The organism is Ruegeria sp. CH5, from assembly GCF_056537025.1.
In genome coordinates, this window is the sequence record NZ_JBQFQT010000004.1 from 101,345 (window position 1) to 114,441 (window position 13,097).

Consider the following 13,097-nt stretch of genomic DNA (forward strand, 5'->3'; position numbering starts at 1 on the left):
GCAAGTGGAGTGTTTCCTAATAGTGCTGGTTCAATTCGTCGGCGGCGGGAATTTCCCGCTCGCGCCGGGCGATGTAGTCGCGCAGCGCCTCGTCGGTGGCCGGGTCCAGGCGGGGCTCTTGATACTCGGCCAACAGCTTGCGGGCGTGGTTCAAGGCGCGCTCGGTGATTTCGATCTCGCCCTCGGCCACCCATTGCTCGATCGAGTTGTTGTCGAACAGTTCGGGCATGAAGAACGCCTCCTGAAAGTTCTCATGCGTGTGCGGATGGCCCAGATAGTGCCCGCCGGGGCCGATATCGGATACGGCGGCAACGGCCTCGTCGAAATCGTGCCATTTCGGGCCCTCGGCCATGCGGTAGGCCATGGCGCATTGCTCGGCATCAACAACGAACTTGGCGGTTGAACAATGCATCCCGGCCTCGTTCCAGCCCGCCGAATGCCAGATATAGTTGGCCCCGGCATGGATCACCGCCGACAGCGTGGTGGCGGATTCGTAGCCTGCCTGCGCATCGAATGTCTTGGCCCCGCCCAACGTGTTCGAGCTGCGCCAGGGCACGCCGTAGTGCCGGGCCATCTGGCCGATCATGAAGTTCATGAGGCTGATCTCGGGCGTGCCCGCCATCGGCGCGCCGGATTTCATGCTGACGGTCGACAGGTAGTGCCCGTAGATCGCGGGACAGCCGCGCCGGATCACCTGCGTATAGGCCAGCGCGCTCAGCGCCTCGGCGTTCAGCTGCGCGACCGTCGCCGGCACGCTGGCCGGCGTGTTAGCCCCGCCCAGTACAAAGGGCGAGCACAGCACCGGCTGATTGCGGCGGCAGAAGGCGCGCATCGCCCCCAGCATGGTCTCGTCCCAGACCAGCGGCGAGTTGCCGTTGCAGTTGCCGGTGGTGACGGGGTGATCCTCCATGAACTCTGCGCCGAACAGGATCGCGCACATCTCCATCACGTCTTCGGCGTTTTTGGGCGAGGTGGTCATGCCCATGAAGGTCTTGTCAGAATATTTCATCGACGAATAGGTGATGCGCAGGTGGCGCTGGCTGATCGGGTGATCATAGGGTTCCACGATGTGATGGGCGCTGGAATGCAGCGCGGGCAGCATGTGGCTGAGCTTGTGGAACATCGCCAGATCGTCCAGCGTCGGGTTGCGCCGCACGTCGTCCAGATCGCGCAGAAACGGCGCGCCTGTCATCGGGACGAAAATCGCGTGCGGACCGCCCAGGCGCACATTCTTGCGCGGGTCGCGGGCGTGATAGGTGAAATCCGAGGGGATCGTTGCGATCAAGTCGCGGACCAGCCCGCGATCAAGATACACCCGCTCGCCGTCGACTTTGGCTCCAGCCGCTTTCCAGTCGGCCAGCGCGATCGGGTCGCGGAACTGCACGCCCACGTTTTCGAGGATATCCATCGAGGCCGCGTCGATCCGCTCGACCTGTGATCCGTCCATCACCTGGCACAGCGGGATGTTGCGGGTCAGGCCCGGCAACATGTCAAAGCTGGGCGCGGTGCGCAGGGCGCGGCGGGCGGCGCGGCCTCCGGTGCGGACGCGGGTGGCGGTCTGGGTCATTCTGGGCCTCCTTTGACACCAGTCTGACCGCCGACCGTGGGCGCGACCTGCAGGATTGCGAAATACTGTTGCGGAATGCGACATCGAGCCCGTGCATTGCCCGCAACAACTGCTAAGCTGCGCTCCGCAGGATCAGGAACAATGCACAGAGCAGACCGAGAATGAATTCCGCCACATCTGAAACCGCCCGGCTTGAGGGTGAATACGACTATGTCATCATAGGCGCGGGTACCGCGGGCTGCGTGCTGGCCAACCGGCTGACCGAGGACCCCAAGACACGGGTTCTGCTGCTCGAGGCTGGCAAGTCGGACAATTACCATTGGGTCCACATCCCGGTGGGGTATCTGTACTGCATCGGCAATCCGCGCACCGACTGGATGATGAAAACCGCGCCCGAGCCGGGTCTGAACGGGCGGTCGCTGGTCTATCCGCGCGGCAAGGTGCTGGGCGGGTGCAGCTCGGTCAACGGGATGATCTACATGCGCGGGCAGGCGGCCGACTATGACCATTGGCGGCAGCTGGGCAACGCAGGCTGGGGCTGGGACGACGTGCTGCCCTATTTCCTGAAATCCGAAGATCACCACGCCGGCGACAGCGAAATGCACCGGTCCGGCGGCGCGTGGAAGGTTCAGAAACAGCGGCTGAGCTGGGAGATCCTGAAAGCCGTGCAGGACGGCGCGCGAGAGATCGGCATCCAGCCGCGTGCCGATTTCAATAACGGCAACAACGAAGGCTCGGGGTTTTTCGAGGTCAATCAGAAGAACGGCGTGCGCTGGAACACGGCCAAGGGATTTCTGCGCCCCGCGATGAAGCGGCCCAACCTGCGGGTCCTGACCGAGGCCGAGACTCTGGGCCTGATCCTCGAGGGCAAGGCCGTGCGCGGCGTACGCTTTGCGCGGGGGGGCACCGAATACCGCGCTGTGGCCGGGGCCGAAGTTCTGCTGGCGGCGGGGTCGATCAACTCGCCCAAGCTGCTGGAACTGTCGGGGATCGGCGACCCCCAGGTGCTGGCGGCGCACGGAATCGCGGTCCAGCATGAAAGCCCGGGCGTGGGGGCGAACCTGCAGGACCATCTGCAGATCCGCACCGTGTTCAAGGTGCAGAACGCCAAAACTCTGAACACCATGGCCAACAGCCTGTGGGGCAAGGCGCGCATCGCAGCGCAATACGCCCTGACCCGGTCGGGTCCGATGGCGATGGCGCCCAGCCAGTTCGGCATGTTCACCAAATCCGACCCGATGCTGGCCACGCCGGATCTGGAATATCACGTGCAGCCGCTGTCTACCGACCGGCTGGGCGATCCGCTGCATCCCTTTCCCGCGATCACCGTCTCTGTCTGCAATCTGCGGCCCGAAAGCCGGGGGCACTGCCACATCACCACGCCCGATCCGACGGCCCAGCCCGAGATCAGGTTGAATTACCTCTCGGCCGAGCGTGACCGGCAGGTGGCCGTCAAATCCGTGCAGCAGGCACGGCAGGTGATGGCGGCGCGGGCTCTGGCACCCTATAATCCGCAAGAGGTTCTGCCCGGCCCCGAGATCAACGACCAACAGGGTCTGCTGGATGCGGTGGGCGACATCGCCACCACGATCTTTCACCCGGTCGGTACCTGCCGTATGGGCAGTGACGCCGCCGCGGTGGTCGATCCACGGTTGCGCGTGCGGGGGCTGGAGGGGTTGCGGGTGGTCGATGCCTCGGTCATGCCGAAGATCGTGTCGGGCAATACCGCCTCGCCCGTGATCATGATCGCGGAAAAGGCTGCCGACATGATACGCGGACGGGCATGAGCGCGGGGCTTGCGCCTTGGCCCGTCGGACATAAATGACCGCCAGCCTCATCAACCGGAAAAGCTGAGCCGATGCAGGACACATTGATCTTTGAACGCCGGTCGCTGAACGCGGCAAAATGGGCCAGCCTGTTCATGGCGGGTGCCGGGGTTGTGGCCGGGTTGCTGGCAAACTCCGATGCGCTATTGCTGGACGGGCTGTTCTCGGGGCTCAATTTCGCAACAGCTGCGGTGGCGGGATGGGTCGCCGCCTCGATCCGACGGGCCCCGGACCAGAACCGCCCCTTCGGATACGAGATCGACGAATCCGTCTTCGTGATGTTTCGCAGCCTGCTGCTGTTCGGGATCATCTTGATGGCGGCTGGTTCGGCGGTGAACCGTCTGCTGGCCTATGCCAAGACGGGCGAAGCCGCGCCGGTGGTTCTGGAATGGATCCTGATCTATGCCGGGGCGATGGCGGCCATCTGTCTGACGCTGTTCGCCTATCACCGCTGGAACTGGCGCCGCACCGGCAAGACCAGCGATCTGCTGCGGGTCGAGGCCCGGGCCGCGATGGTCGACGGGGTGCTGAGCCTTGGGGCCGGGGCGGCGTTTTTCGCGATCAACCTGCTTGAGGGCGGGCCGCTTGCCGGTCTGGTTCCGGTGTCGGATGCGCTGGTGGTGTTGCTGCTGTGCTTGGCGCTGCTGCCGCAGCCCATCAAGGTGTTTCTGGGCGCGCTGCGCGATATCGTGGGTGTGGCGCTGCCGGCCGATGCCCGGGCCGAGATCATTGGGCAGGCCCGCCGGATCTGTGCAGACAGCCCGTTTCAGGTGCTGGATGTGGCGACGGTGCGCGGCGGGCGGGCACTGTTCCACCTTGTCTATCTGAAACCCGCCGAACCCGTGACGATCGAAGCCTTCGAGGCCGTCCGCGACCGGCTGGCCCAGGCCGCAAGCCCGGGCCGGGTCGCGTTGACGCTGGCCTCGGACCCGCCCTTTGGTCCGGCCCAGCGCGCTCAGTAATCGGCGACCAGCAGGAATTCGGGCGCGGTATCTTCTTCGATCGTGGCAAAGCGCGGGATCGGCTGCTCGAACACGTTGTCGGTGCGGTCGTCATTGACGGTCGAGACTTCGCCGATCAGACAATCGCCTTTTTCCGCCCAGAAGGCGTGCCAGATACCGGGCATCAGCGTGACGCTTTCGCCCGGTTTCAGGCGCAGATGCTCGCCGGGCTGGATGGTCACCGGGCAGGCGTCGCTGGGTACGGTGACGGGGGCGTCGCGGTCGATGCTGCCATCGGGGGCCGAGGCGTAGATCTCCATCACCAGATCGCCGCCGCCGCGGTTGATGATGTCCTCGGCCTTGACGATGTGGCGATGCATCGGCGACAGCTGCTTGTCACGCGAAATCAGCAGCTTCTCGGCATAGAGCATGCCCCGTCCTGCGCTCAGGTCCTTTTCGTCGCCATTGCGCAGGGTGAACAGGAACAGGCCCAGCTCGTCGAACTTGCCCTGGCCGTAATCGGTGATGTCCCAGCCAAGGCCGCGGGCGCGGATGCCGGCGGCCTGCGGGCTGCGCATCTGCACGGGCGTCCAGTTGGCAAAGGGCGGCAGGGCAAAGCCGAACGAGTTGATGAAGGCCTGCGCCTCGGCCTTGATGCGGTTGATCTCGGATCGTTTCATATTGGTGCTTTCGATGAATTACAGCTCGTGAGCCCAGGGCGGGTTGGCCCCGGCGCGGGATACGGTGACGGCGGCGACCTTGCCGCCAAGTTCCAGCGCGGTGCGCAGGTCGTCGGGCGAGATCGCACGGAGCGCCTGTTTGGTCAGCAGCCCGGCGCGGTGCAGTTGCGCCAACACCCCGGCGTTGAACGTGTCGCCCGCGCCCACCGTATCGACCACCTGAACCGGCGTGACCGGCACCGAAACCGTGCGGCCATCGGCCAGATACCCGGTCGCGCCCCGGCTGCCGCGGGTGACGATGACCACGGCGGGGCCGGCCTGCAGCAGCAGCGGCACTTTTTCCTCCAGCGTTTCAGGGCCGGGGACGATCCAGTCCAGATCTTCGTCCGAGACCTTGACGATGTCGGCCTGCGCGATCATCCGGTTCAGCCGGGTGCGATAGCGGGTCTGGTCCTGGATGAAGCCGGGGCGGATGTTGGGGTCGATCATCACCGCGCGCTCGGCCCCGTGGCGGTCCAGCAGGGCGGCATAGGCATCGGCGCAGGGCTCGCAGGCCAGGCTGATGCCGCCGAAATACAGCGCCGAGGTCGCGGTCAACTGGTCCGGCATGTCCTCGGGGCGCAGCATCCGCCCGGCCGAGTTTTCATCGACGAAGGTATAGGTGGCGTGCCCGTCCTGCAGCTGCACGAAGGCCAGCGTGGTCGGACGGTCCGATAGAACAACCTGCGAGCCATCCACATGACTGTCTTTCAGGGCCTGCGCCAGTTGCTCGCCGAACATGTCGCTCGACAACCCGGTCAGCATTCCGGCAGGCGCATCCAGCCGGCCCAAGGCGATGGCGGTATTGAACACCGCCCCGCCCGAATGCGGCACGAAACCTTGCGCGCCCGAAACCGTCGGCTCTGCGATCATGTCGATCAGGGCCTCGCCACAGCACAGGATCATGTCCCGGCTCCTTCCTTCTGCAAAGATCAGGCGGTGAGTTTACCGCGCGAGCGCATTTTTGCAGAAGTTGTTAGCGCCAACAATGCCAAATTCGGCCTGTTCCGACACATAAACGCCAAAGCCCTGCCGCAGCGCGTCGAACCGGCCTCCGGCGTTGAAGGCCGCCAGGAAGTCGTCGCCGAACAACCAGCGGTTCTTCTCGGCCACGCCGCCCACCAAGAAGACGCCGCCTGTGGGCATCACGGTCACGGCCATGTCGCCCATCACGGCGCCCAGATGGGTGGTGAAGATCTGCGCGGCGCGCATGGCGAGCGGATCGGACCCGTCGCGCGCGGCCTGCAGGATGTCCTTGGCGGGTAGGTCTGGCGTGTCGGGTTGGCCAGCGGCCATGCCCGCGGCGCGGTACAGGATCGGCAGGCCCGTACCGCTGAGGAACATCTCGGCCTCGAGCGTCAGGCAGTCGCCAAAGAAACACTCGGGCGCGATCCGGCGGGCGGCTTCGAACACGTCCACCTCGTCGCGGGTGCGGGGTGACAGGCCGACATGGCCGCCCTCGCCCGAGACGGTGTGATAGTGGCCTTCGGAATACAAAAGCGCGCCGACGCCCAGCCCGGTGCCGGGGCCAACCACCAGTCGAGTGCCCGTGGGCGGGGTCGGGTCGCCCTGCAGGGCCTGCACGTCATCGCCCGTGATCTCGGCCACCGACCACGCGGCGGCGGTGAAGTCGTTGATGACAAAGGTGTGGTCCGCGCCGGTGGCCGTGGCGATGTCAGCCTCGGACAGATCCAGATTGGCATTGGTCAGGCGGATCGTGCCATTGCGCACCGGGCCTGCGCCCGCGGCGACCACGGCGCGCGGCGGCGTTCCGATCTCGGCGCACAGGTCGTGCAGAGCGGCCAGAAACTCGGGCAGGGTGCCGGTGGGCGATTTGCGCAGATCGGTGAGCGTGCCATTGGTGACGACCCCCAGCCGCGTGTTGGTGCCGCCGATATCGGCCACCAGGTTCCAGTGGTCGTGCATCGCGCCCCTGGGCTGCGCCATCGGAACCGAGACCGGATCGCCCTTGGCCAAGGCGGCCTGGACCGCTCGGAACGAGGCCTTGGGGCGCCGTTCCAGCGTGTCGAAATCGACATCGACCAGGCCGAACCGCTTTTCGTATCCCAGCGCCCATTCGTAATTGTCCAGCAGCGACCAGATGAAATAGCCCTTGACCGGAACGCCCTGATCCAGCGCGTCCTGCACCGCCGCCAGATGCTGATTCAGATAGTCGATGCGGTCGTCATCCTGCTGCCGCTCGGGGCTGGCCATGCCGTTTTCGGTGACATAGATCGGCAGATCGCCCGTGTAGTCCCGGGCCGTACGGGTCAGGAACCGGGTCAGCGCGCTTGGCTCGATCTCCCACCCCATCTGCGTCTTGGGCAGGGGGCCGGGGACCTCTTGCAGGCTGGGCCAGGGCGTGTCGGCGGGCGCGATCAGCTTGCGGGTATAGTAGTTCAGCCCGCACCAGTCGACCGGGGTGCCGATCGTGTCGAAATCATCCTGCCATCCGTCGGGCAGGTGGGCCTGCAGCCCCTGCAGGACATTCTCGGGGTAGGCCTTGTTGAACACGCCGCCCAGGAAGAACCGGTTGTAGATGCCGTCATACAGATCGGCGGCCGCGCGGGCCTCGGGGGTGTCATCGGCGGGTTCGGCCCATTCCAGGTTGAACACCGCGCCCAGGTTCGACATGCCAAGGCCCCGCATTGCCTGAATCGCGCGGCCGTGGGCCAGAAGGACGTGATGCATGGCGCGGGCCGTGGCACGGATGTCGCGCAGGCCGGGGGCGTGGTGGCCTTCGAAATGGCTCAGCCAGCTGACGCACCAGGGCTCGTTGATCGGGGCGACGCTGTACATGCGGTCGCCGATGCGGCCCATGATGATCTCGGTGAAATCGGCGAACCAGTCGGCGATGTCGCGGTTGCGCCAGCCGCCCAGATCGGCCAGCGCCGAGGGCAGCTCCCAATGATACAGGGTGGCGCAGGGGCGGATGCCGCGTTCCAGCAGGGCGTCGGCCAGCCGGTCATAATAGTCCAGCCCAGCCTGGTTCACCGGCCCGCGCCCTTCGGGCAGCACGCGCGCCCAGCTGGTGGAAAAGCGATAGCAATCGAACCCGGCCTCGCGGATCAGGTCGAAATCCTGTTCGAACCGGTGCAGGTGGTCGCAGGCGAGATCGCCGTTTTCGGCGCGCACTACGTTGCCGGGCGTGGCCGCGAAACTGTCCCAATGGGTCGGGCCGGCGCCGCCCTGTGCGTGGCCTTCGATCTGATAGGCCGAGGTTGCGACACCAAAGAGGAAGTCTTTGGGGAAATCAGCGCGGGTATATTTCATGTTCAGAACCTGTTGGGGGCGGGACCGGTCGAGCCGCCGACTACCAGTTCGGCCTCGAGCAATCTAGTCTTGGCCGGGTCGTGGGGCGCGCGGATGCGCTCGATCAGCATCTCGGCGGCCAGTTCGCCGGCGTGGCGCACCGAAGACCGGGTGGCCGTAAAGATCGGAACGTCCTGCCCGTTCTTCAGATAGGACAGGTCATCGTCATGGGCGATTACCGAAACATCGCGGCCCATTTTCAGTCCGGCCTCGTCCAGCGCGCGCCGCACTCCGATGGCCGAGATCATCGACGAGGTCAGGATCGCGGTCGGCGGATCGTCGAGTCGCAGCATGTCGCGGGTTTCGTGATGGCCATAGACTTCGGTCATCTCGGCGCTGCGCATCAGGGCCGGGTCGGGCGACAGACCGGCCTGTTTCAGCGCCTCGAGGTACCCGTCGCGGCGCCTTTGGGCAAAGTCCATGTCTTCCAGACCGTTGATCAGCGCGATCCTCCTGTGGCCCAGGTCGATCAGAAAGCGGGTCGCGCGCAGGAACGAGCTTTTGTTGTTCACGTCTATCCAGTCATAGGGCACGCTGACGCTGGTCGACCGGCCATGCACGATGAACGGCACCTGCATGCGGGTCAGAACCTCGATCCGCGGCTCGTTCACCTTGGGGCCCTGCAGCACCACGCCGTCGACCGCACCGCGTTGGAACAGGCTGCGATAGGCGTCTTCGATCGAGGTGTCGTCGGCATTGGTGAACATCATGTCGTAGCCGTGCTCGGCATATTTCTTGACCGCGCCGGCGACGAAATCGCCGAAGATCGGGTTTACCATCTCGTGGCGCGACGAGCTTGGGATCACGTGGCCGATCACCATCGACCGACCCGTCGCCAGCCCCTTGGCGCGGGCGTTCGGCCGATAGCCATGTTTGGCCGCCGCCGCCTGAACCCGCATGCGAGTCTCTTCATTCACCTCCGGGTAACCGTTCAGCGCGCGGCTGACCGTCGTCTGTGACAGACCCAGGATCTGAGAGAGCTGTTTGAGGTTCATAGCGGTTTCAAAACGCTTTCAATGCTTGTGTGCGCCCTGTTGTGTGGGGATTTGCTGCTTGCGTCAAGTTGTTTTGCCATTATCCGCGATATGCCAGGAAAACATGGACGCTGTCTGCCTGCACCGAAATCTAGTCATTGACAGGGCCAACATGTTAGCGGATAACGGCCGCATTCAAAGCGCTTTGAAAACTGAGTCTCACACGCGCGGATACAGTTGGGAGGAAAATCAATGAAACACTCGCTTTTGGCAGGTGCGGCCATGGTCGCCCTGATGGCGGGCGCGGCACAGGCCGAAAAGGTCACCGTGTTCGGCCCATGGCTTGGTCCGGACCAGGAAAATGTCGAAAAGGTTTTGGACGGATTTGCCGCTGCCACCGGTCATGAATATGCCTATGTCGGGTCGGACAGCTTCGAGCAGCAGATCCGCATCGACGCCGAGGCCGGGTCGGCCCCGAACATCGCCGTGTTCCCCCAGCCTGGTCTGGCGGCCGACATGGCCAAGGCCGGGTTTCTGACACCGCTTGCTGACGGGACCGCCGACTGGATCCGGGACAACTATGCAGCGGGCCAGTCCTGGGTCGATCTGGGCACCTATGCCGGCCCGGACGGCCAAGATCATCTCTACGGCTTCTTCTACAAGGTCGATGTGAAATCGCTGGTCTGGTACGTGCCCGAGAATTTCGAGGACGCGGGATATGAAGTTCCGACCACGATGGAAGAGCTCAAAGCCCTGACCGACCAGATCGTCGCCGATGGCGGCACGCCCTGGTGCATCGGTCTGGGGTCGGGTGGCGCAACTGGCTGGCCTGCAACCGACTGGGTCGAGGATATGATGCTGCGCACCCAATCCCCCGAGGATTATGACGCGTGGGTTGCCAACGAGCTGAAGTTCAACGATCCCAAGGTCGTGGCCGCGATCGAGGAATTCGGCGCATTCGCCCGCAATGACGAGTACGTCGCCGGTGGGGCCGGTGCGGTTGCAACCACGGATTTCCGCGACAGCCCCAAAGGCATGTTCAGCTCGCCGCCGCAGTGCTACATGCACCGTCAGGCCTCGTTCATCCCGGCTTTCTTCCCCGAAGGCACGGTCGTGGGTGAAGATGCCGATTTCTTCTACTTCCCGGCTTATGAAAGCAAGGATCTGGGCAGCCCGGTACTGGGCGCTGGCACCCTGTGGGCGATCACCAATGACAGCCCCGCCGCGCATGACCTGATCGCCTATCTGCAGACGCCAGAGGCGCATGAGACCTGGATGGCGCTCAGCGGCTTTTTGACCCCGCACAAGGGTGTCGACACCTCGGCCTTCTCGGATCCGACACTGAAGAAAATGAACGACATTCTTCTGGGTGCGACCACCTTCCGCTTTGACGGGTCCGACCTGATGCCGGGTGCGGTTGGCGCAGGCACGTTCTGGACGGGCATGGTCGACTATGCCGGTGGCAAACCCGCGCAAGACGTGGCGGACGAGATCCAGGCGTCTTGGGACGCGATCCAGTAAAGCCATGAAACCGGGCAATCCGACCTCCGGGTTGCCCGACCCATTGTCGCCAGGGAGGGTGACATGCATCCCGCATTGCAAGGTCTGCTGACGATCGCCATCGGCGTATCCGGCTGCGTTGGGTACTTCTACCTGTCCAACCAGTTTCTGGACAAGGTTCTGTTCCCGCCGCGCGGCCCGAACGCCGGACGCAACATCAATCGGGCAAACATGGTCCGGCCATGGTTGTTTCTTTTGCCCGCTCTGGTCGCGCTGGGGCTGTACCTGGCCTACCCTGTGGTGGAAACGCTACGCCTGTCCCTGACCGACCGGGTGCCCGGCGGCGGATACGAGTGGGTGGGTCTGGACAACTACGCCCAGATGATGGGAGAGCCCAAATTCTGGGAAGCGATGCGCAACAACATGCTGTGGCTGATCGTGGTCCCGGCGCTTTCGACAGCATTTGGCCTGTTGGTCGCCCAGCTGACCGACCGCATCCGATGGGGCAATGTCGCCAAATCTCTGATCTTCATGCCGATGGCGATCTCGTTCGTGGGCGCATCGGTGATCTGGAAGCTTGTCTATGACACCCGCCCGGTCGAGCAGGACCAGATCGGCATGCTGAATGCCCTGTACATCTTCTTTGGCGGAACCGACCCGCAGACCTGGCTGACGATTCCGTTCTGGAACAATTTCTTCCTGATGATCGTGCTGGTCTGGATTCAGACGGGCTTTGCCATGGTGATCCTGTCGGCGGCCCTGCGCGGCATTCCCGAAGAAACGGTCGAAGCCGCCATTCTGGATGGCGCCAGCCCGTTCCAGATCTTCTTCAAGATCAAGGTGCCGCAGATCAAGACCACGATTCTGGTTGTGTGGACCACGATCACCATCGTCGTGCTGAAGGTGTTCGACATCGTTTTCGCCATGACCAACGGCCAGTGGGAGACACAGGTCTTGGCCAACTACATGTTCGACAAGCTGTTCCGCGCCAATGACTGGGGCGTGGGTTCGGCCTCGGCCATGGTCATCATGCTGCTGGTGACCCCGATCCTTGTTTGGAACGTGCGCAACGCGCGCAAGGAAATGGAATAGGAGGGCGCGTCATGAGTGAGATCGCAGGAACCCGCCCGGCGCTCAGATGGGCCGTACATGCCTCGGTTCTGTTTCTGGTGGTGCTGTGGGTGGTGCCCACGCTGGGCCTGTTCATCTCGTCGTTTCGCACGGCGGACCAGATCGCGACCAGCGGCTGGTGGCGGGCGATTTTCCCGTCCGAGCAGAACCTGACGCTGCGCAGCGCCGCGCCCGACACCCAGATGCAGAAAAACGGCCTGTATGTGATCGAGGGCAACCTGTTCGACGCCGGAACCAAGGCGCGCATCTCGAAATGGGGCATCAGCTCGCGCGAGATCGATGCGTTTGAGCCGGGCCAGACCGCCGAACTGCGCAAGGGCGGTACGATCACCGTTCAGGCCAATGGCGACTACCGGATGGAGAACACCCAAGCATTCACCGGCAGCCGTGGGTCGCGCGTCTTCGTGACCGCCGAGTTGCCGCCCGAGTTCACGCTGGACAACTACCACAAGGTCCTGCTGGCCGAGGACAGCACTGACAGCATGGCCAAGGCGTTCTTCAACACGTTGACGGTCACGATTCCGGCCACGATCATTCCGATCCTGGTGGCGGCTTTCGCGGCCTATGCGCTGGCCTGGATGGATTTCCCGGGCCGTGCGCTGTTGATCGCCGCGGTGGTCGGTCTGCTGGTGGTTCCCTTGCAGTTGGCGCTGATCCCGCTGCTGAAATTCCACCTGAACATAGGCATCGGCAAAGGGTATCTGGGCGTCTGGCTGGCCCATACCGGCTTTGGCATGCCGCTGGCGATCTATCTTCTGCGCAACTACATGGCCGGGCTGCCCCGCGACCTGATCGAGAATGCGCGGGTCGATGGCGCCACCGAATTTCAAATCTTCACCAAGCTGATCCTGCCGCTGAGCTTTCCGGCGCTGGCCTCGTTCGCCATCTTCCAGTTCCTGTGGACATGGAACGACCTGCTGGTGGCCAAGGTGTTCCTGATCGACGCATCCGGCGAGACTACCGTGATGACCAACAGTATCGTCGAGCTTCTGGGCACCCGTGGCGGCAACTGGGAAATCCTGGCCACGGCCGCATTCGTGTCGATCGCGGTGCCGCTGGTCGTCTTCTTTGCAATGCAGAAATACCTGGTCCGCGGATTGCTGGCCGGTTCAGTCAAATAAGGGCGT

At 64.0% G+C, this 13,097-nt stretch carries 10 protein-coding genes and 1 pseudogene; 5 read left to right on the plus strand and 6 right to left on the minus strand.

Going from position 1 to position 13,097, the window contains the following annotated elements:
• Window positions 1-16: 16 nt before the first annotated feature.
• Window positions 17-1,567, minus strand: a complete 1,551-nt coding sequence (locus ACR0JC_RS13540; RefSeq protein ID WP_170341196.1) for a trimethylamine methyltransferase family protein — start codon at window positions 1,565-1,567, stop codon at window positions 17-19.
• Between the two features lie 161 nt (window positions 1,568-1,728).
• On the opposite strand from ACR0JC_RS13540, the gene ACR0JC_RS13545 reads away from it, so the two are divergent.
• Window positions 1,729-3,354 (plus strand): GMC family oxidoreductase, encoded by a 1,626-nt coding sequence (locus tag ACR0JC_RS13545; RefSeq protein ID WP_170341200.1) that lies wholly within the window; start codon window positions 1,729-1,731, stop codon window positions 3,352-3,354.
• Between the two features lie 71 nt (window positions 3,355-3,425).
• Window positions 3,426-4,355, plus strand: a complete 930-nt coding sequence (locus ACR0JC_RS13550; protein ID WP_480763971.1) for a cation efflux transmembrane domain-containing protein — start codon at window positions 3,426-3,428, stop codon at window positions 4,353-4,355.
• On the opposite strand, the gene ACR0JC_RS13555 is transcribed toward ACR0JC_RS13550, so the two are convergent.
• The 5 genes and pseudogenes from ACR0JC_RS13555 to ACR0JC_RS13575 all read right to left on the minus strand — a co-directional run bounded on the left by ACR0JC_RS13555 (window position 4,349) and on the right by ACR0JC_RS13575 (window position 9,360).
• The gene (locus ACR0JC_RS13555) at window positions 4,349-5,014 is read right to left on the minus strand and encodes a D-lyxose/D-mannose family sugar isomerase (protein WP_170341207.1); all 666 of its coding nucleotides are present in this window, start codon (window positions 5,012-5,014) and stop codon (window positions 4,349-4,351) included. The genes ACR0JC_RS13550 and ACR0JC_RS13555 overlap by 7 nt on opposite strands.
• Window positions 5,015-5,032: 18 nt before the next feature.
• Window positions 5,033-5,959: a carbohydrate kinase family protein gene (locus ACR0JC_RS13560; RefSeq protein ID WP_170341209.1), complete on the minus strand. Its 927-nt coding sequence runs from the start codon at window positions 5,957-5,959 to the stop codon at window positions 5,033-5,035.
• A 39-nt stretch (window positions 5,960-5,998) separates the two neighbouring features.
• Window positions 5,999-7,000, minus strand: coding sequence for a glucokinase (locus ACR0JC_RS13565; protein ID WP_367647297.1), 1,002 nt, complete (start codon window positions 6,998-7,000; stop codon window positions 5,999-6,001).
• Between the two features lie 27 nt (window positions 7,001-7,027).
• A pseudogene (locus tag ACR0JC_RS13570) lies at window positions 7,028-8,326 on the minus strand (GH1 family beta-glucosidase); the annotation flags it as partial.
• 2 nt (window positions 8,327-8,328) lie between these two features.
• Window positions 8,329-9,360 carry a LacI family DNA-binding transcriptional regulator gene (locus ACR0JC_RS13575; protein ID WP_170341215.1) on the minus strand — a complete coding sequence of 344 codons (1,032 nt, stop codon included), beginning with the start codon at window positions 9,358-9,360 and terminating at the stop codon, window positions 8,329-8,331.
• Between the two features lie 231 nt (window positions 9,361-9,591).
• Here ACR0JC_RS13575 and ACR0JC_RS13580 point away from each other — a divergent pair, with 231 nt between their 5' ends.
• The 3 genes from ACR0JC_RS13580 to ACR0JC_RS13590 all read left to right on the plus strand — a co-directional run bounded on the left by ACR0JC_RS13580 (window position 9,592) and on the right by ACR0JC_RS13590 (window position 13,091).
• Entirely contained in the window at window positions 9,592-10,860 is a 1,269-nt protein-coding gene (locus ACR0JC_RS13580) for an ABC transporter substrate-binding protein (RefSeq protein WP_170341217.1), read from the plus strand.
• A 63-nt stretch (window positions 10,861-10,923) separates the two neighbouring features.
• Window positions 10,924-11,931, plus strand: a complete 1,008-nt coding sequence (locus ACR0JC_RS13585) for a carbohydrate ABC transporter permease (RefSeq protein ID WP_170341219.1) — start codon at window positions 10,924-10,926, stop codon at window positions 11,929-11,931.
• 11 nt (window positions 11,932-11,942) lie between these two features.
• Window positions 11,943-13,091: a carbohydrate ABC transporter permease gene (locus ACR0JC_RS13590; protein ID WP_170341221.1), complete on the plus strand. Its 1,149-nt coding sequence runs from the start codon at window positions 11,943-11,945 to the stop codon at window positions 13,089-13,091.
• Window positions 13,092-13,097 lie beyond the last annotated feature (6 nt).